The sequence below is a fragment of the Pseudomonas sp. USHLN015 genome (genome assembly GCF_037153275.1).
GTDB classification, from domain to species: Bacteria; Pseudomonadota; Gammaproteobacteria; order Pseudomonadales; family Pseudomonadaceae; genus Metapseudomonas; species Metapseudomonas tohonis.
In genome coordinates this window covers 93,587-111,497 of record NZ_JBBCKP010000010.1, presented here as the reverse complement: position 1 = coordinate 111,497, position 17,911 = coordinate 93,587, and the positions used below count along the sequence as shown (strand labels likewise).

Sequence of the window (17,911 nt, the reverse complement as noted above, 5' to 3'; positions counted from 1 at the left end):
AGATCGCCAATGGTCAGGGTGGCGCGTGGCCGGCGACCTGTCGTCGGCCCGTCGCCCGGCGAGGGGGACAACAGGCGCGCCGCGCAGTCCATTTCTGGTCGGCCCAGGGAAGGGCGCGTTCGGCACCCGCCCAGCCACCGCAGAAGGACTTCCCCATGGCGCCCGACCGATCCACCCGCAGCGCATTTATTTTCCTGATGCTCGGCCTCGCCTCCCCGGCGGTGCTCGCCGAGGACATCCGCGTCAGCAAGACCGGCGACAGCGATGATGGCGTGTGCAACGCCGACTGCTCGCTGCGCGAGGCCATCGCCTATGCCGCCGCGCAACCCGGCAGCCATCGCATCCAGCTGGCGGAGGGGCGCTACGTCCTCGACCCCGGCGGCGCGGCCCGTGCCGGTGCCGACGACGGGCTGGTGGTCAGCGGCGAGCTGACCCTGGTGGGCGCGGGCGCCGGCAAGACCCTCCTCGACGGCGGTCGCCACGGCCGCCTGTTCAGCGTCAGCGAAGGCGCGCGCCTGCACCTTGAGCAACTGAGCCTGCGCAACGGCCGCAGCGCCACCCGTGGCGGCGCCCTGCTCAACGAGGGCGAGACCACCCTGGAGCATGTCGAACTGCGCGACAACCAGGTCTACGCCATCGACCCCGGCCCCGATCATGGCTGGGGCGGTGCCATCGCCAACTACGGCTGGCTGGACATCCGCTCCTCGCACCTGGTCGACAACCAGGCCTTCTCCGAAACCACCGACGAAGTCCGTGGCGGCGGCCTCTACAACGCCGGCCAGCTGCGTATGCGCAACTCGACGCTGGTGCACAACAACAGCTCCAACGGCGTCGACAACGGCTTTGGCGGCGGCCTCTACAACCAGGGCCTCGCCGATATCGCCCGCAGCACCCTGGTGCGCAACAGCCAGGGCGAGGGCGGGCTCGGCGCGGCCATCCTCAACACCGGTGTGCTGCGCCTGGTCAACAGCACCCTCAGCAACAACCCGACCTACTTCGGCCGTGGCGTGCTGGTCAACGGCCGGCCCCAGGGGCAGGGCGGGGAGGGCGCCCAGGCGTTGCTGGGCAACGTCACCATCGCGGGCAACGGCAACTACGGGCTGATGAACTTCGCCTCCATGGCGGTGCGCAACAGCCTGGTGGCCGGCAACCGCCATATCAACGACGACAGCGAGGTGTTCGTGCGCAACTGCCTGAACCAGGGCCGCTCCTTCGATGTGCGCGGCCTGATGCTGGGCCGCGATGGCCACGGTTGCAGCGCCGACCTGCCGCTGGACGACGCGCTCACCTTCACCCGGGTGCTCGAGCCGCTGAGCGCCGCGCCCGGCGCGCCGCCCCTGCACCCGCTGCGCGCGGGCAGCCCGGCCATCGACGCCGGGGTCGGCAGCTGCACCACCAGCGACCAGCGCAAGGTCCTGCGCCCGCAGGACGGCAACGGCGACGGTGTCGCCGGCTGCGACCTGGGCGCCTACGAGCGGGCCGCGCCCTGAGGCGCATCGGCGTCGGTGGGGATCTCCAGCCCCACCTTGACGTTGCTCATGGAGACCAGCGTCTTGAAGCGCCGCACGTTGTTGCTCTCGAAGAACAGGCGACGGGTCAGCTCGGTGTACTGCTCCATGGTGCGCACCGCCAGGATCAGCACGAAGTCCCATTCGCCGGCGGTGTAGTAGCACTGCTGCACCTGGGGGCAGCGGGCGAAGCTGCGCTTCATCGCGTCGAGCAGGTCGATGCGTTCGCTCTCCACCTCCACCTGCACCACGAGGGTCAGCGGGTGGTCCAGATGCTCCGGCTCCACCAGCGCCACCTGGCCTCGCACGATGCCCTCGTCGCGGTAGCGCTTCAGCCGCCGGTTCACCGCGGCGGCGGAAAGGTTCACCCGCTCGCCCAACTCGCTCTGGGGCAGGGTCGCATCGCGCTGGATTTCCGCGAGCAGGCGGCGGTCATAGTCATCGAGGGTCATGGTTGCAATCGCCTGGGCAGGTCGCGCGGGTATGAAATTCCGCTGGAAGCGCCAATAACGCAAAAGAACGGCAGCGGGTGGGAAATATTATTTCACCACCTCGGTTTCCCCATCCAACCCGGAGCACCCCACATGGCCGTACACCCCGAACCTCCTCTGCCCCGCCTCGATGGCGAGCGGCTCCTGGCGCAGCTCGCCGAACTGGGGGCAGTGGGGGCGGACGACAGCGGTGGGCGCACCCGCATCGCCCTCACTGACACCGACAAGGCCGGGCGCGACCTCCTGGTGAGCTGGATGCGCGAGCTGGAGCTGGAGGTGCGCATCGACCGCATCGGCAACCTTTTCGGCACCCTGCCGGGCGGTGCGGCGGGGACGCCGGTGCTGATGCTCGGCTCGCACATCGACAGCGTCGCCAATGCCGGCGCCCTGGACGGCTGCTACGGCGTGCTCGCCGGGCTGGCGGTGGTGCGGGCCTTCCGCGAGGCGGGGATCGAGCCGCTGCGGCCGATCACCGTCGCCGCCTTCACCAACGAGGAAGGCGTGCGCTACCAGCCGGACATGCTCGGCTCCCTGGTCTACGCCGGCGGCCTGCCCGTTGCGCAGGCGCTGGACATCGTCGGCAGCGACGGCAGCCGCCTGGGCGACGAGCTGCGCCGCATCGGCTACGCCGGCGACCTGGAGCCAGGGGGCATCCCCGTGCACGAGTACCTGGAGCTGCACATCGAGCAGGGCCCGGTGCTGGAGGCCGAGGACCTGCAGATCGGCGTGGTGGAGAACCTCCAGGGCATTTCCTGGCAGCAGGTCACGGTGCGCGGCCACGCCAACCACGCCGGCACCACCCCGACCCGCCTGCGCTACGACGCCGGGCTGGTGGCGGCGACCATCGTCCAGCAACTGCGGCTGATCGCCGACGAGTCGGGCACCACCCTGGCCACCGTCGGGTGCATGCGCTTCGAGCCCAACCTGATCAACGTCATCCCGCGCCTGGCCAGTTTCAGCGTCGACCTGCGCGACCCCGACGAGCAGCGCCTGCAGAGCGTGGAGCGGCGCCTGCAGGGTTACCTTGCTTCACTCGCCGAGCACCGTGGCGTGCAGATCGACAGCCAGTTCCTGGCGCGTACCCGGCCTGTGGTGTTCGACGGCGAGCTGGTGGACGCGATAGAAGGCGCCGCCCGGCGCCTGGGCCTGAGCCACCGACGCATGACCTCCGGCGCCGGCCACGACGCGCAGATGATCTCGCGCATCGCTCCGGCGGCGATGATCTTCGTGCCCAGCCGGGGCGGCATCAGCCACAACCCGCGTGAGTCCACCGACGACGACCAACTGCTGGCCGGTGCGCGCCTGCTGCTGGACCTGGTGGTGGACCGCCTCGGTGCCGCGCGCCCGGCCCAGCGTCGTCCGGCGGTCGGCGAGATGCCGGCGTTGCCGGACCCGGCCACTGCCGCGCCGCTTGAACTGCTGCTCAACCCCCACGCCGTGCACGGCGGCTACCCCACGGAGCTGCGCGCGCTGATGAACATCGCCCAGGCCGGCCAGGACCGCGCCTGGCTGGCCAGCTGGGCGGAACTGAGCCCGCGTGCGACGCCGCTCTGGAGCCTGCCCGACCTGGCGGCGCGCCTGGGCATCGGGCGGCTGTGCATCAAGGACGAATCCCTGCGCTCGCCGCTCGCCAGCTTCAAGGCCCTGGGCGCCCCCATCGCCCTGGTGCGCCTGATCCTGCGGCGCTTCCCCGCCCAGGACTTCGACGCCGCCAGCCTGCTGGCCGGTGAGCACCGCTCGCGCCTGGCCGGCTTCACCGTGGTCAGCGCCACCGACGGCAACCATGGTCGCGCCCTGGCCGCCGCCGCCCGCAGCATCGGCTGCGACTGCGTGATCGTGCTCCACGCCCAAGTCAGCGAGGAGCGCGAGCGCGCCATCGCCGCCTACGGCGCGCAGGTACGGCGCATCGCCGGCAACTATGACGACTCGGTGGAGGAGGCCGCCTCCCTGGCGCTGGCCTATGGCTGGCAGGTGGTGGCCGACACCTCCTGGGAGGGCTACGAGGAGATCCCCCGCGATGTCATGCAGGGCTACGGCATCATCGCCGAGGAGGTGATCGAGACCGCCGGCGTCGACGCCTACACCCACATCATCCTGCAGGGCGGCGTCGGCGGCCTGGCGGCGGGCATCGCCAGCTACTACTGGGAGCGCTGCGGCGCCTCGCGCCCGACCCTGCTGGTGGTGGAGCCGAGCCAGGCCGACTGCCTCTACCAGAGCGCCCTCGCGGGCGAACCGGCACGGGCCACGGGCTCGGTGGATTCGGTGATGGCCGGGCTCGCCTGCGGCGCCACCTCGCCGCTAGCCTGGCGCTTCCTCGATGGCAGCATCGACGCCTTCCTCAAGGTCGAGGACGCCGACGCAGTGGCCGCCATGGGCGTGCTCGCCGCCGGCAGCACGCGGGACATCCCGGTGATCGCCGGCGAATCCGGCGCCGCAGGCCTCGCCGGGTTGCTGCGCCTCCTGGCCGCACCCGAGCGCGCCGCCTTGCTGGGGCTGGACGCCAACGCGCGGGTGCTGCTGATCAACACCGAAGGCGCCACCGCCCCCTCGGTCTACGAGGGGCTGGTGGGCGAACCCGTCGCTTCGGTGCTGGCGCGCCAGCGGGACTGGGCGGCGGCCAACCTGGGGCGTTGAGGTGGCTGTAGTGCGTGAGGCTTGTGCGGCGCGTCATCGCGGGGCCGAGCAGGCAGCGCCCGCCAGCAGCACCCGGCCGAAGGGGGCGTCGGGGTCCAGCGGGGTGATCGCCAGCAACCTGTCGAGGCGTATTTCGCGCAGGTCGTCGAAGCGCAGGAATTCCTCCTTGCTGGCGGCGGTAAGGGTGGTCAGGGCGCGGGCTTCGAAGGGCTCCCCATCGAGCAGTTCCACCCGCAGCCGGTAGCTGCGCAGGCAGGCGATCTCAAGGTAGTCATGGAGATCGCAGTGCAGCGGTTGGTAGGCATTCATGGCGCCGCCTCGAAACCTTGCAGGGCAATGATGAAGTAGCCGTCGCGCTCGATGGCTGCGGCGACAGGCTCCGGGGCCGACTCGCTGTGGCAGTACAGGCACTGGCTCTGGGCGAGATCGGCGTCGGCCAGGCCGAGGCTGCCCAGCCAATCGCGGGCGAAGCGTTCGGCGCGCGGCTGCTCGGCCGAGTCGATTAGCACGTCGAAGTGCAGGTAGCGCCCGTCACGGGTGCGCACGTGGGTGTCGAATACCTGGATCTGCATGGTGGATTCCTCGTTGGGGAGCGGGTCGCGATGGCGAACGCGACCCGCCGGCGGGTTACTTGAGATCGGCGAGGGCCGCACCGAAATTCAGGTGCAGCACCTGGCCATCGACCACCAGGGCGGGGACCGATTTCACCCCGGCGTTTTCCGCTTCGGCAACGCGGGCCGGCACATCGCCGAGGTGGACGATCTCGACCTGCACCTTCGGGTCGAGCAGGCCGATTAGGGTGCGTTCGGCTTCGACGCAGACGGGGCAACCAGCGTGGTAATAGCGAGCTTGGGTCATGGCGTTTCTCCTTTTTGGTATCGATTCGATACCTTCAGGTGGGAGATTACAGTCAGTGAGATTTTGTCGATATAGTTTTTATTCGATACTATCAATTGAAATAATCTATCGGGAGAAACGCCTTGCTCTTCGACCTGCTGGAACGCCTTTCCAGCCTGACCCGCGTCTGGTTCCGCGAGCACCCGCTGCTGGCCGACCTGCAGCCGATCCAGTTCAGCGCCTTGCTCTACCTGGCCCGCTGCAACCGCTATTCCGACACGCCGCTGGCTGTGACCGACTACCTCGGGCTGACCAAGGGCACCGTGTCGCAGTCGCTCAAGGCCCTGGAGGCCAAGGGGCTGGTAGTCAAGCGTCCGGATCTGCAGGACCGCCGCAGCGTGCACCTGGAGCTCACGCCGTCGGCCCGCGAGCTGCTGGGCGCGGTGCTGCCGCCGGACTTCCTCGCCGCCGCCACCCTGCACATGGGCCCCGCCGCCGGGCAGCTGGAGGCGCTGCTCGGCGACCTGTTGCGCAACGTCCAGCGCAGCGTCGACGTGCCCTCGTTCGGCCTGTGCCGCACCTGCAGTTTCCACCGCACCCTGGACGGCCTGCCCTTCTGCGGGCTGACCGAGGAGCCCCTGGCCGCCGGCGACGAGGTGCTGATCTGCCGCGAGCATCGGAATCCCGCTTAGCTGCCCATCCGATCCACTCCCCAGGAACCTGGAGCGACCAGCGGGCGAAATCCATCGGAACCAAGGCCGAAAACGCCCGGTCCATCACTAGCCGCATGACGAGCCGTCGCGCGGCTGGAGCGGAAGCCGCGTCGTGTCCGCGCCCCAAGGAACCGACAGGGCAGGGCCGCCGTGCGTCCCGTGGACGCCCTGTCCTCGACACGCAGGACAGCTCATGCACAAGACGCTCATCTCTCCCCTTGCCACCGCGGTGCTCGTCGCCCTGGCAGTGGGCGGCCAGGCCGCCCATGCCGCCGATTTCGTCGTCAACCAGACCGAAGACAGCTACGACGGCGTCTGCGATGCCCACTGCTCGCTGCGCGATGCCATCTCCGCCGCCAACGCCGCGCCGGGGCCGGACCGCATCGTGCTCCAGGCGCAGACCTATCGCCTGAGCCTGCCGGCCGGCCGCGACGAGGAGGGCGACGTACTCGACGAGGACGACAACCTCAATGGCGACCTCGACATCCACGACTCCCTCGAAATCATCGGCCAGGGCCCTGCCGCGACCGTGATCAGCGGCACCCCGCAGGCCAACGACCGCCTGCTGGAGGTGTTCGACGGCGCCCGCGTGGTGCTCGAGCGCCTGCGTCTCACCGGTGGCCACAGCTCCACCTATGGCGGCGCCCTGGAGAACCATGGCGAGGTGGTATTGCGCCAGGTGGAAGTGAGCCGCAACAGCTCCACCGGTGCCTTCAGCCCCGGCAATGGCGGCGGCATCGCCAACGACGGGCGCCTGGCCGTGCACCGCTCGGTCATCGCCAACAACCGCGCCGGGGCCGGAGAGGGCTACTTCGGCCTGGGTGGTGGCATCTACAACACCGGCGAGCTGCTGTTGCGTGACAGCAGCGTGCAGGGCAACTCCGCCAGCGACGACGATGACGCCGGCTACGGCGGCGGCCTCTACAACCGCGGCACGGCCGACGTGGCGCGGACCACCTTCAGCGGCAACGGGTCCAGTTTCGGCTCGGCCATCGGCAACGACGGCACGCTCACCCTGGTCAACTCGACCCTGAGCGGCAACACCCAGTACTACCGTGCCCAGGCCACCCTGAACAACGGCCAGCCCTGGATCAGCGCCAGCCCCGAGGCGCTGCTGGTGAACGTCACCATCGCCAACAACAGCGGCGGCTACGGGTTGATCAACACAGGCTCGGTGACCCTGCGCAACAGCATCATCGCCGGCAATCTCGACGAGGGCCTGGAGACGCCGATGAACTGCGACAACCAGGGCGCCCAGGCGCAGTACAAGGCCATCGGCCTGCTGCTGGGCACCGGGCCCGGCAACTGCACCGGCGAGCTGTATGTCGAACAGACCGACGTCCTCACCAAGGTCCTCTACCCCCTGGCGGACAACAACGGCCTGACCCAGACCCACGCCCTGCGCCCGCGCAGCCCGGCGGTGGATGCCGGTATCGGCACCTGCACCGCCCATGACCAGCGCGGCTCCAAGCGCCCGCGTGACGGCGACGGCGATGGCGTGGCCCGCTGCGACCTGGGCGCCTACGAGCGGCCGAAGCCGTAGGTTGGCGCCGAGCGCAGCGAGGCCCCACGCCGCGATGCCGAGCCCTGCGACGGGGCTCGGCATTTTCGTGAGTGGACATCCACGTTCCTGGAACGTGACTTTGCCTTTGGCCCCCCTGGAAGGGTGTTCGACCAGACCTCGGAGCAGCAGCCACCGCTCACTCCAGGCGTAGGGTGTGCTGCGCGCACCGGGGCTCGCCGGAAGCACCGTGCGGCGCAGTGCACACGGCACACCCTACGGCACGAGCTCACCCTGCCAGTCCTCAGCTCGAATCGTCACAGGCAGCGACGCCGGCCTCCGCGATGGGCTCGGCCTTTTCGCGAATGAATTGGCTCCTGCAGGTCGGCGAAGCGGACTTCGGCCTCGATGAGTGAGGGGGCGGAAGGCATGGCGCGGTCTCGTGAGGGGGATCAATCGTCCCGGGTCAGCACTTCCAGCAGCTCGATCTCGAACACCAGGTTGGAGCCGGGCGGGATCCTGCCAACCTGGCGCTCGCCGTAGGCCAGGTGCGCGGGCACCCGCAGCTTGCGCTTGCCGCCGACCTTCATGCCCATCAGGCCCTGGTCCCAGCCCTTGATCACCCGGCCGGTGCCGATCACGCACTGGAAGGGGCGGCCTTTCTCGATGGAGGAGTCGAACAGGGTGCCGTCCTCCAGCCAGCCGTTGTACTGGGTGGTGATCAAGGCGCCCTTGACCACGGCCTTGCCATCGCCTTCGTGGAGGTCTTCGATCTTCAATTCTTCGCTCATGGCTGCTCGCTCGCCCTCGGGGTGCCGCGTTTTCGCACCAAGCGCGGCGCTTGGCAAGGGGTTGCCGGCCTCTTTCTCCGGGCAGGTACACCGACCATCGCCGACCTCCGTGACGAACCTCGAACGATGACTTGCCACTCAATGGTCGCGCAGCACCTTGCGCTCGCTGTCCTGGGGGTCGAAGCCGCGTTCGAGCTTGATCTTCAGCGCCAGGTCGGTGCGCGAGTCGGCGAACTTCAAGGCGTCCGCCAGGCTGATGCGGCCGGCCTCCACCAACGCGAACAGGCTCTGGTCGAAGCTGCAGGAGCCGCTTTCCAGGGCGTTCTCGATGGCGCCTTTCAGCTCATGCAGCTCGTCGCGCAGGATCAGGTCGCGCACATGGGGCGTGCCCAGCATCAGTTCGACCGCCGCCACGCGCTTGTGGTCGATGCCGGGCACCAGGCGTTGGCCGACCATGGCCAGGAGATTCTGCGACAGGTCGCCGAGCACCTGGCGCCGCGCCGCGTCGGGGAAGAAACGGGTGATGCGCTCCACCGCATGGCGGGCGCTGGTGCCGTGCAGGGTGGCCACGCACAGGTGGCCGGTTTCGGCGTAGTGCAGGGCGTGCTGCATGGTTTCGGCGTCGCGTATCTCGCCGATCATGATCACGTCCGGGGCCTCGCGCAGGACGTTGCGCAGGGCGGCGGAAAAGCTGTGGGTGTCGAGGCCTACCTCGCGCTGGTCGATGATCGAGCGACGGTGGCTGTGGAGGAACTCGATGGGGTCCTCGACGCAGAGGATGTGCCCGCTGCGCTGGGCGTTGCGGTAGTCGAGCATGGCCGCGAGGGTGGTGGACTTGCCGGAACCGGCGGCGCCGACCACCAGGATCAGCCCACGGTCCTGCAGGGCGAGTTTCTCCAGCAGCGGCGGCAGGCCGAGGCTTTCCAGGCTGGGGATCTCGGTGCGGATCAGGCGCACCACCATCGAGACCTCGCCGCGCTGCAGGTAGATGTTGGCGCGGAAGCGGCCGCTGCCCGGCAGGCTGATGGCGAGGTTCATCTCCAGCTCGCGCTCGAACTCCTCGCGCTGGACGGGCGTCATCAGCTGGTTGGCCAGCAGGCGCACCTCGCCCGGCTGCAGGGCGCGCTCACCCAGGGGGCGGGCATGGCCTTCGAGCTTGATGTGCGGGGGCGAGCCGACGCTGAAGAACATGTCCGAGCCGGCGTGCTGGTGCAGCAGCTCCAGGTAGGGGAAGACGCTGGGCGTCGTCTCGTTGGGGTCGCTCATCCTGCCTCCTTTCGTCGATGGGCAAGCCTAGCAGCGGAACCGGCCGCGCGAACATGGGGTGCGATTGCCGCAGGCGCCGGCGCCGCTTGCGGAGCGCCCCCGCTGGGCGCGGGGGCGGGTGGCGTCAGCGCAGGGTGTAGCCGTTATCGACGACCAGGTCCTGGCCGTGGATGCCACGGGCGGCGGGGGAGAGGAGGAAGAGGATGGCATCGGCGATCGCGCCGGCGTCGAGGAAGTGTCCGTCGAGCAGGCGCTGGTTCACCGTGCCGGCGACGCTGGCGAGCTGCTGGTCGTCGAGGCCGAGGGTGCCCCAGATGGGGGTTGCGGTCGGGCCGGGGGAGACGAGGTTGATACGCACGCCGTCCCCCGCCAGCTCGACCGCCAGGGTGCGCGCCTGGGCCTTGAGGGCGGACTTGCTGGCGATGTACGCGGCGAGGCCGGGAAAGGTGACGCTGGAGAGGAAGGTGCCGATGAACACCACCGAAGCCGGGCGCGACAGGTGGGGCAGCAGTGCGGCGAGGGTGTCCAGCGCACCGGCGCCATTCACCGCCCACTGGCGCTGGAAGGCGCCCGCGTCGAGACCGTCGGCGAGCTGGGCGATACCGGCGTTGGGCACCAGGCAGTCCACCGGCCCCAGCTCTGCCGCGCGGCGGGCCAGGCGCGCCAGGTCATCGGCCCGTGTGACGTCGCCCGCCAGCCAGTGCAGCCGTTGCGGGTAGCGCTCCAGCAGGTCCGGCAGGCCGCCGCCCTGGCGCGAGAAGGCGAGCACGCGAGCGCCGGCGTCGAGCAGGCGTTCGCACAGGGCAAGGCCGATGCCGGAGCTGGCGCCGGTGATCACGGCGAGGCGGTCGTTGAATTCGTGTGCAGGCATGAGGCGATTCCTTATGGGTCATTGTGATGGGGCAATGACAGGAATCAGGAAGCGTGCCAGGTAAAATATTCAGTAAAATCAACCGCTTGAAAATTATCGCTGTCGTTATGACCTGATTTGGTCGGGTCGATATGACTGCGCAGGTAGTCGAGTTGACGCGGGGGAGGGGGTGATGCGGAGGGTTGGAGCAGGGCGCCACCTTGGGTGACGCCCTCGACCGGGATCAGTCCTGGCGGCTGGTGACTTCCACCAGGTGGTAGCCGAACTGGGTCTTCACCGGGCCTTGCACGACGTTGACCGGGGCGCTGAAGACCACGGTGTCGAACTCGCGGACCATCTGGCCCGGGCCGAAGGAGCCGAGGTTGCCGCCGTCACGGCTGGACGGGCAGGTGGAGTTGTCCTTGGCGACCTGGGCGAAATCGGCGCCCCCTTCGATGGCGGCTTTCAGTTCGTTGCACTTGGCTTCGCTGGAAACCAGGATGTGGCGGGCGGTTGCGCGGGGCATGGGAGGACTCCTCTTGAAGAAAGCGCAGAGCCTACCGGAATCGACCGAGCCGTCAACGGGCGGGGGCGTGGGTGGTACGGCGCTGTGGTGCAGGTCGGGTAAACCCGGCAGGGGCGGACACCGGATGTGGCCTGGGCGTGGAAGCGGTTTCAACCGCGAAGGGTGTGGAGGGCCATCGATCGCGAATGAATTCGCTCCCACAGGGTCCACCGCCCAAGCAACACACGGAAATTTCCCAAACCTGCCGCAACCCCTTGTTCGCCTCCCACCCCCTCCCTAAGTTCGCCCGGTCGCGGTCAATCTGCGACCGGGTTTGACGACCTGAAGCTAACGGCGCGATGCCGCCTACGGTGCTTGCGGGAAACGGCGTACGTTTCCAGCGGGAACCGGCTCGCATGCAGTTTTCAGGACTGCATCATCTAATGGCGGATCGCGTGGGGAGACCACTCGTGGTCTGCCGGCTCCGTTTGCCCGGTTCGTCAACCCCACGCGATCCTCCACCCATCGAATGACGACGATGGCGGAGGCATGGAAACGCAAACGGAGAAGCACCATGCATGACGCACTCACCCCCACCTTTTTCTACCGCAATGAACGCCCCCTGCGCGGCGTGATGATCGACGACCAACCCTGGTTCTGCGCCTACGACTTCGCCCGCCTGCTGGGGCTGCACCACCCCCAGGCGCTGCACCGTCGCCTGCGTCCCTATCAGGTTCGCAAGGCTCGTTTCAGCTACGCCACGGGCAGCGAGGAGGATGTCCAGCTCGTCAGCGAAGGAGGCCTCTACAAGGCCATGCTTCGTTTCGGTCACCCCGAGCTCCGTCATCTGGAGGAATGGCTTGCCCGCGATGTGATTCCCACACTGCGCGACCAGTACGAACGCTGCCGCAAGCAGCCACGGCGGGTGATGCTGGACTGGAAGTCCCACCGGCTGGTGTTGCTGGATTGGCAAGGCGAGCTGTGGATGCAGTGGGAGAAGGTGCCGCGCTACCGGGAGCTTTGAGGGACTCGCCGCAAGGGCGTGTGAGCGGTTTAAACCGCGAAGGGCGTGGAGTCGGCGCCCTTCGCGAATGAATTCGCTCCCACAGGGGCGGCGGCGCTGCGCGCCGCTGGGCGACTGAAGTCGCCCCTACAGGTCGCCTCCAACAGGTCGCCCTGACGCATAACGGCTTTTGCCGTTGTCTCAATGCCGCCTTTCCACCACCATCGCCGCCTTGCCTTTCGAGAACCCTCCATGCCCCGCGCCTTGCCCGTGTCCCTGTTGCTGGCCCTGTTCATAACGTCTGCTTCTAACCTGGCGCTCGCCTGTGCCGAAGGCGAGACCGAGGTGTGCCTGGGCGGCTGCATCTGCGTGCCCGACCCCAATGGCGTGCTGGCGCCCTATCAGGAGCAGGCCGGCGCGGTGGCCGCGTCGGCGCTGGAGGGCTGGTTGCTGCGCTCCCGTGATTCGGCGGCGCAGCAGGGGACGTTGCCGATCCCCCCGGAAATCCGCCAGCGCCTGCTGCCCTGGTATTCGGCGGAGCTGCTCGATGCGGTGCGCTACAAGGTCGGCGACAACGACGAGATGAACGCCGCGCGCACCATGCTGCAGAACCCCGACATCAAGGCCGTGACCCTGGTGGACATCATCGTCTTCCGCACTTCGGAGGCGGCCCTGCACGATGTGGCGCTCTGGGCCCATGAACTGTTCCACGTGCAGCAGTACCGGGAATGGGGCAGCGACGGTTTCGCCCGGCGCTACAGCCGCGACTTCGATGCGGTCGAGTCGCCGGCCTATGCCCGCCAACTGGAGGTGAGCCGCGCCCTGCGGCGCGGCGAATGAGGGTGATCAGCGCTCGCGCATGGCTTCCGAGCGAGCCTTGAGCACCGGTTTGAGCAGGTAGTCGAGCACGCTCTTCTCGCCGGTGATGATATCCACCGTGGCGATCATCCCCGGGATGATCAGCAGCGGGTGGTCGTCCTTGCCCAGGTGGCTTTTGTCGGTGCGCACCTGGATCAGGTAGAAGCTGTTGCCCTTGTCGTCGGTGATGGTATCGGCGCCGATCAGCTCCAGCTTGGCCTTGAGCCCGCCGTAGATGGTGTAGTCGTAGGCGCTGAACTTGACCATCGCCTTCTGTCCCGGGTGGAGGAAGGCCACGTCCTGCGGGCGGATGCGCGCCTCGATCAGCAGGTTGTCTTCCAGCGGCACCACTTCCACCATGTCGTTGCCCGGCTGCACCACGCCGCCGATGGTGTTGACCTTCAACTGCTTGATGATGCCGTTCACCGGCGATACCACGGTGGTGCGGGTGACGCGGTCATCGATGGCCTTGCCGGTGGAGGTGATCTTCTGCAGTTCGGTGCGGGCCTCGTTGAGTTCCTTGAAGGCGTCCGACTGGAACGACAGCTTGCTCTCTTCCATCTTCCGCTCGATTTCCTTCACCGCCGCCTCGGCCCGGGGGATGGCCAGGTTGGTGCCGTTCAGCTCGCCGCGCATCTCCACCGCGCTGCGGCGCAGGCGCAGGATCTCCACTTCAGAGATGGCGCCGGTGCCCACCAGCGGCTGGGACATGTTCAGTTCCTGCTGCAGCAGCCCCAGGCTGGAGGCGTACTGTTGCGACTTGGAGCGGAACTCGGCCAGCTCCTGCTGCTTCTGGCGCAGCTGTTCCTGGAGGATGTGCTGCTCACTGTCCAGGCGCTGCAGGCGCTTGCTGTAAAGCGCCATCTCGTCCTCGGCCAGTTGCGGCGAGACCTTGGCGATGTCCTCCGACACCTTGAAGGGGCGGTCCTCCGCCTCGGCGGAGAGCCGCTGCACCCGAGCCATAAGCGCCAGGCGATCAGCCTCGGTCTCGCCCTTGTTGGAGAGGAAGCGGGTGTCGTCCAGGCGCAGCAGCACGTCGCCCTTGCTTACCACCTGGCCTTCGCGGACGAAGATCTCGGAGACGATGCCGCCCTCCAGGTTCTGGATCACCTGGATCTTGCTGGAGGGGATGGCCTTGCCTTCACCGGTGGTGACTTCCTCCAGCACGGCGAACTTGGCCCAGACCAGGGCGACGATAAGCAGCGTGCAGGCAACCCACACGGTGACGCGCGTGCCGGTGGGGGAGTCCTCCAGCGCTGCGCCGTCCACCTCGGGCATGAACTCGGTATCGGGCTTGCTGCCCATGCCACCGAAGTAGTCGCGGATCGATCGGGTGTTTTCCATGATCTGCTCCTAGACGGCCGCCGGGCCGACGCGGCCCTTGCGCAAGGCTTCGATCACCGCGTCCTTCGGGCCGTCGGCGACGATGTGGCCGCCATCGAGCACCACCAGGCGATCCACCAGGCTGAGCATGGAGGCGCGGTGGGTGATGAGCAGCACGGTCTTGCCCTGGGCCCAGCCGTGCAGGCGGTTGCGCAGGATGTCCTCACTGGTGTTGTCCATCGCACTGGTGGGTTCGTCCAGCAGGAGGATGGGCGGGTCGAGCAGCAGGGCGCGGGCCAGCAGCACCGCCTGGCGCTGGCCGCCGGAGAGCAGCTGGCCGCGCTCACCCACCGGGCGGTCGAAGCCCTGCGGGTGCTGGCGGGCCAGCTCGGTGACGCCGGTCAGTTCGGCCACCTCCAGCATCCGTGCGTCGTTCACGTAGCGCGCGCCCAGGGTGAGGTTGTCGCGCAGGCTGCCGGCGATCAGCGGCATGTCGTGGGTGACGAAGCCGATCTGGTGGCGCAGGTCGGCGACGTCCAACTGGCGCAGGTCGATGCCGTCCAGCAGCAGTTGGCCTTCGTCGGGGCTGTAGAAGTTCATCACCAGGCGCGCGAGGGTGCTCTTGCCCGAGCCGCTTCGGCCGATGATGCCGACCCGTTCGCCGGCATTCAGGCGCAGGCTAACGTTGGCCAGTGCGGGGGCGGCCTGGTCGGGGTAGCGGAAGCTCACGCCGCGCACATCGATGGCGCCCTTGATGTGGGTGCGCTCCAGTGGCTGCTGCTTGTTCTCCCGTTCCTGTGGCAGGCCCATGAGCGAGTCGGTGCTCTTCATGGTCAGTTGCGCCTGCTGGTAGCGGGTGATCAGCCCGGCGATCTGCCCGAGCGGCGCCAGCACACGGCTGTTGAGCATGTAGCTGGCCACCAGGGCGCCGACGCTGAGGTTGCCGGCGATGATGCTGTAGACCCCGGCGATGATCATCGCCAGGCCGGCGAATTGTTGCAGGAACATGGTGCCGTTGGTCACCAGCGCGGAAAGGAAGCGCGCGTGGCTGTCGAGGCGGGTGAGGGCGCCGTGGGTGCGTTCCCAGCGGTGCTGGCGCTCGCTCTCGGCGCTGCAGGCCTTGAGCGTCTCGAGGCCCGAGAGGGTCTCGATCAGCAGGGCCTGGCGTTCCGCCCCCAGGGCCAGGCTGCGCTGCACGGTGTCGCGCAGGCGGGTCTGGATGATCCAGGCGAAGATCGCGGTGAGGGGGAAGGCAAGGATGGGGATCACAACCAGCCAGCCGCCGAGCAGGCCGATCACCAGCAGCATGAGGATGGAGAAGGGCAGGTCGATCAGGCTGGTCAGGGTCACCGCGGTGAGGAATTCCCGCAGGCCCTGGAAGTCGTGGATGCTCTGGGCGAAGCCGCCGATGGTGGTCGGCCGCGCCTTCATCGACATGCCGGTGATGCGTTCGAACAGCGTGGCCGAGAGCACCACGTCGGTCTTCTTCCCGGCGGTGTCCAGCAGGTGCGCGCGCAGCACGCGCAGCAGCAGATCGAAACCAGTGCCGATGAGCAGGCCGATGGTCAGCACCCACAGGGTCGAGGTGGCCTGGTTGGGCACCACGCGATCGTAGGTCTGCATCACGAACAAAGGCACCAGCATGCCCAGCAGGTTGATCAGCAGGCTGGCCAGCACCGCATCGGTATAGAGCCAGCGCGACAGCCGCAAGGTGTCGCGGAACCAGGACTTGACCCGTGGCACGAGCGGCGCGCGGGTTTCCTCCAGTTCATGGCGGGGGCGGGCGAACAGGGCTTCGCCGCTGTAGGCAGCGTCCAGAAGATCCCGGTCGATCCATTGCTGGCCGCCGTCGGATTCGCAGGGCAGGATCAGCGCGCGGCCGTCCTTGCCCCATTGGTGGAGCACCGCGCTGCGGCCATCCTTCAACAGCAGCAGCACCGGCAGGTTGAGCGGAGAGATAGCCCCCAGGTCACGGCGCAGCAGCCGCCCCTGCAGGCCGACCCGTGCAGCTGCACGGGCCAGCAGGTCGGGTGTCAGCCGCTGGTTCGCCAGCGGCAGGCCGGCGGTGAGGCTGCCCCGGCTGGCGGGGCAGTCGTGTAGCCTGCAGAGGATCAGCAGGCCGTCCAGCAGCGGGTCGTCGTGACTCTGCCGGGGGTCGACGGCGGCACCCGCCCTTTCCATGGTGGTCATCTACTGCTACTCCGGAACCTCGATCACTTCATTTCCGGCAGACGGGCTTCGCTCTTCACTTCAGAAGCGGCGATGGCCTCAGCCGGGACTACGACGTTCTGCCGGCGCAGCAGATCGCCCATGGCGGAGATCACGCGGAACATGGCGAACTCTTCGGTGTAGCGCACCTCGACATAGCGCCGGTTGGCGGTGAAGAGTTCGTTGTCACTGTCCAGAAGGTCGAGCAGGGTGCGCTGTCCGAGGCCGAACTGTTGCTGGTAAGCCTCGCGCACGCGCTGGGTGTAGTCGGCGTAGTCACGCGCCTTGGGGGTCTGCAGGCGGGCGTTTTCCATGGCGTTCCAGGCCAGCGCAAGGTTCTCGTTGAGCACGCGCAGGGCGTTGTTGCGGATGTCCATCGACTGGTTGATCGAGTGCGCGGCCGCCTGCAGGCGGGCCTTGTCACGCATGCCGTTGAACAGGTTGTAGTTCATCACCACGGCGGCCCGCCAGGTGTTGTAGTGGCCTTCATCACCTTGCACGTTGTCATCGGCGGTGGTCGCCAGCTCGGCGTCGAAGCGCGGGTAGAACGGCGACTTGGCCGACTCGTACTGCTTCTCTGCCGCCTGCACGTCGGCCTGGGCCGATTTCAGGAAGGGGTTGTTGTCCATCATGGTCTGGCGGGCGGCGAGCAGGTCCGCCGGCATTTCGCCGCGAATGGTCGCGGGCGCTTCCAGCTCGTCGGCGGGACGGCCGACGGCACTGAGGAAGTTGGCTTCGGCGTCGGCCAGGTTCACTTCCTCGGTGTAGAGGTTGTTCTCGGCCAGGGCCAGGCGCGCAGCGGACTGGTCGGAGTCGGCCATGCTGCCGACGCCGCGCTGGCTGCGCAGGTTGATCTGGTCGCCCACGCGCTGGTGCGACTGCAGGTTGTTGCGGGCCAGGGCCACCATCTCGCGACGCTTGAGCACTTCGAGGTACACCTCGACGGTGCGCAGCGCCAGGCTTTCCGAGGTGCCCAGGGTGTAGTAGGCGCGGGAGTTGACCACCGCTTCGGTACGGCCCACCTCGTTGGGGGTGTTGAAGCCGTCGAAGAGCATCTGCCGCAGGCGCAGCTCGGCGTTGCGGTAGTTCAGTGTCTCGGTGTTGTGATCGCCCAGCGCGCGCGTGCTCGGGCTGTCGGTGTTTTCACGGCCCACACCGGCTATCAGGTCGACGGTCGGTAGATAGCCGCCCTTGGCGATTTTCTTCTCTTCGTCGGCGACGAGCCGAGCATTGGACGCAGCACGGATTTCCGGGTGGTTATCGAGAGTGCTCTGGATAGCCTCGGTGAGGTTCATGGCCTGGACCTGAGCGCTGGCGAGTGCCAACAGCATGCTGCTCCAGAGGGGGGTCATTGCTCGCATGAGGGGGTGTCTCCTTGTTCGATGCTCTTTTACGGATCGCCATTTTTTTGGCGAAATCGCCT

The 17,911-nt window shown here is 68.0% G+C and carries 17 protein-coding genes and 1 pseudogene; 7 read left to right on the top strand and 11 right to left on the bottom strand.

The genetic code is table 11. The features are described 5' to 3' along the window. Positions 1-155: 155 nt before the first annotated feature. Positions 156-1,490, top strand: coding sequence for a CSLREA domain-containing protein (locus WFQ67_RS20800; protein ID WP_337058066.1), 1,335 nt, complete (start codon positions 156-158; stop codon positions 1,488-1,490). Here the strand turns inward: WFQ67_RS20800 and WFQ67_RS20795 are convergent. After that, a complete protein-coding gene (locus WFQ67_RS20795; protein ID WP_213628761.1) occupies positions 1,469-1,960 on the bottom strand; it encodes an Lrp/AsnC family transcriptional regulator in 492 nt (163 codons plus the stop codon). The genes WFQ67_RS20800 and WFQ67_RS20795 overlap by 22 nt on opposite strands. A 132-nt stretch (positions 1,961-2,092) precedes the next feature. Between WFQ67_RS20795 and WFQ67_RS20790 the strand changes: the two are divergent. Then, positions 2,093-3,343, top strand: a pseudogene (locus tag WFQ67_RS20790) (Zn-dependent hydrolase); the annotation flags it as partial. A gap of 30 nt (positions 3,344-3,373) precedes the next feature. Next, the gene (locus WFQ67_RS20785; protein ID WP_337058155.1) at positions 3,374-4,633 is read left to right on the top strand and encodes a diaminopropionate ammonia-lyase; all 1,260 of its coding nucleotides are present in this window, start codon (positions 3,374-3,376) and stop codon (positions 4,631-4,633) included. Between the two features lie 33 nt (positions 4,634-4,666). On the opposite strand, the gene WFQ67_RS20780 is transcribed toward WFQ67_RS20785, so the two are convergent. From WFQ67_RS20780 to WFQ67_RS20770, 3 genes are read right to left on the bottom strand one after another with little or no spacing between them, the layout of a single operon-like run. Beyond that, positions 4,667-4,942, bottom strand: coding sequence for a Rho-binding antiterminator (locus WFQ67_RS20780; protein WP_337058065.1), 276 nt, complete (start codon positions 4,940-4,942; stop codon positions 4,667-4,669). Continuing rightward, positions 4,939-5,205: a DUF2024 family protein gene (locus tag WFQ67_RS20775; RefSeq protein ID WP_213628763.1), complete on the bottom strand. Its 267-nt coding sequence runs from the start codon at positions 5,203-5,205 to the stop codon at positions 4,939-4,941. The genes WFQ67_RS20780 and WFQ67_RS20775 overlap by 4 nt, the downstream gene beginning before the upstream one ends. A gap of 55 nt (positions 5,206-5,260) precedes the next feature. Further along, positions 5,261-5,491, bottom strand: coding sequence for a glutaredoxin domain-containing protein (locus WFQ67_RS20770; protein WP_213628764.1), 231 nt, complete (start codon positions 5,489-5,491; stop codon positions 5,261-5,263). A gap of 122 nt (positions 5,492-5,613) precedes the next feature. Between WFQ67_RS20770 and WFQ67_RS20765 the strand changes: the two genes are divergently transcribed. Together WFQ67_RS20765 and WFQ67_RS20760 are read left to right on the top strand one after the other, a co-directional pair. Further along, positions 5,614-6,162: a MarR family winged helix-turn-helix transcriptional regulator gene (locus WFQ67_RS20765; protein ID WP_213628765.1), complete on the top strand. Its 549-nt coding sequence runs from the start codon at positions 5,614-5,616 to the stop codon at positions 6,160-6,162. A gap of 214 nt (positions 6,163-6,376) precedes the next feature. Then, positions 6,377-7,726, top strand: coding sequence for a CSLREA domain-containing protein (locus WFQ67_RS20760; protein WP_337058064.1), 1,350 nt, complete (start codon positions 6,377-6,379; stop codon positions 7,724-7,726). Between the two features lie 410 nt (positions 7,727-8,136). Here WFQ67_RS20760 and WFQ67_RS20755 read toward each other — a convergent pair whose 3' ends face one another. The 4 genes from WFQ67_RS20755 to WFQ67_RS20740 all read right to left on the bottom strand — a co-directional run bounded on the left by WFQ67_RS20755 (position 8,137) and on the right by WFQ67_RS20740 (position 11,117). Next, positions 8,137-8,475 carry an FKBP-type peptidyl-prolyl cis-trans isomerase gene (locus tag WFQ67_RS20755; protein WP_213628767.1) on the bottom strand — a complete coding sequence of 113 codons (339 nt, stop codon included), beginning with the start codon at positions 8,473-8,475 and terminating at the stop codon, positions 8,137-8,139. A gap of 138 nt (positions 8,476-8,613) precedes the next feature. Then, entirely contained in the window at positions 8,614-9,741 is a 1,128-nt protein-coding gene (locus tag WFQ67_RS20750) for a PilT/PilU family type 4a pilus ATPase (protein ID WP_337058063.1), read from the bottom strand. A gap of 124 nt (positions 9,742-9,865) precedes the next feature. Beyond that, on the bottom strand, positions 9,866-10,612 hold the full coding sequence (locus tag WFQ67_RS20745; protein ID WP_337058062.1) for an SDR family NAD(P)-dependent oxidoreductase: 747 nt from the start codon (positions 10,610-10,612) through the stop codon (positions 9,866-9,868). Positions 10,613-10,835: 223 nt separating this feature from the next. Continuing rightward, positions 10,836-11,117 (bottom strand): peptidylprolyl isomerase, encoded by a 282-nt coding sequence (locus WFQ67_RS20740; RefSeq protein ID WP_111264017.1) that lies wholly within the window; start codon positions 11,115-11,117, stop codon positions 10,836-10,838. 553 nt (positions 11,118-11,670) lie between these two features. On the opposite strand from WFQ67_RS20740, the gene WFQ67_RS20735 reads away from it, so the two are divergent. Continuing rightward, the gene (locus WFQ67_RS20735) at positions 11,671-12,120 is read left to right on the top strand and encodes a BRO-N domain-containing protein (RefSeq protein ID WP_213628771.1); all 450 of its coding nucleotides are present in this window, start codon (positions 11,671-11,673) and stop codon (positions 12,118-12,120) included. A gap of 231 nt (positions 12,121-12,351) precedes the next feature. Further along, positions 12,352-12,939 carry an eCIS core domain-containing protein gene (locus tag WFQ67_RS20730; RefSeq protein WP_213628772.1) on the top strand — a complete coding sequence of 196 codons (588 nt, stop codon included), beginning with the start codon at positions 12,352-12,354 and terminating at the stop codon, positions 12,937-12,939. Positions 12,940-12,945: 6 nt separating this feature from the next. Here WFQ67_RS20730 and WFQ67_RS20725 read toward each other — a convergent pair whose 3' ends face one another. The 3 genes from WFQ67_RS20725 to WFQ67_RS20715 are packed head-to-tail and all read right to left on the bottom strand — an operon-like array spanning position 12,946 to position 17,849. Next, the gene (locus WFQ67_RS20725) at positions 12,946-14,301 is read right to left on the bottom strand and encodes an HlyD family type I secretion periplasmic adaptor subunit (RefSeq protein WP_337058061.1); all 1,356 of its coding nucleotides are present in this window, start codon (positions 14,299-14,301) and stop codon (positions 12,946-12,948) included. 9 nt (positions 14,302-14,310) lie between these two features. Then, positions 14,311-16,470 carry a type I secretion system permease/ATPase gene (locus tag WFQ67_RS20720; RefSeq protein WP_337058060.1) on the bottom strand — a complete coding sequence of 720 codons (2,160 nt, stop codon included), beginning with the start codon at positions 16,468-16,470 and terminating at the stop codon, positions 14,311-14,313. 23 nt (positions 16,471-16,493) lie between these two features. Further along, entirely contained in the window at positions 16,494-17,849 is a 1,356-nt protein-coding gene (locus tag WFQ67_RS20715; RefSeq protein ID WP_337058059.1) for a TolC family outer membrane protein, read from the bottom strand. Positions 17,850-17,911: the final 62 nt, after the last annotated feature.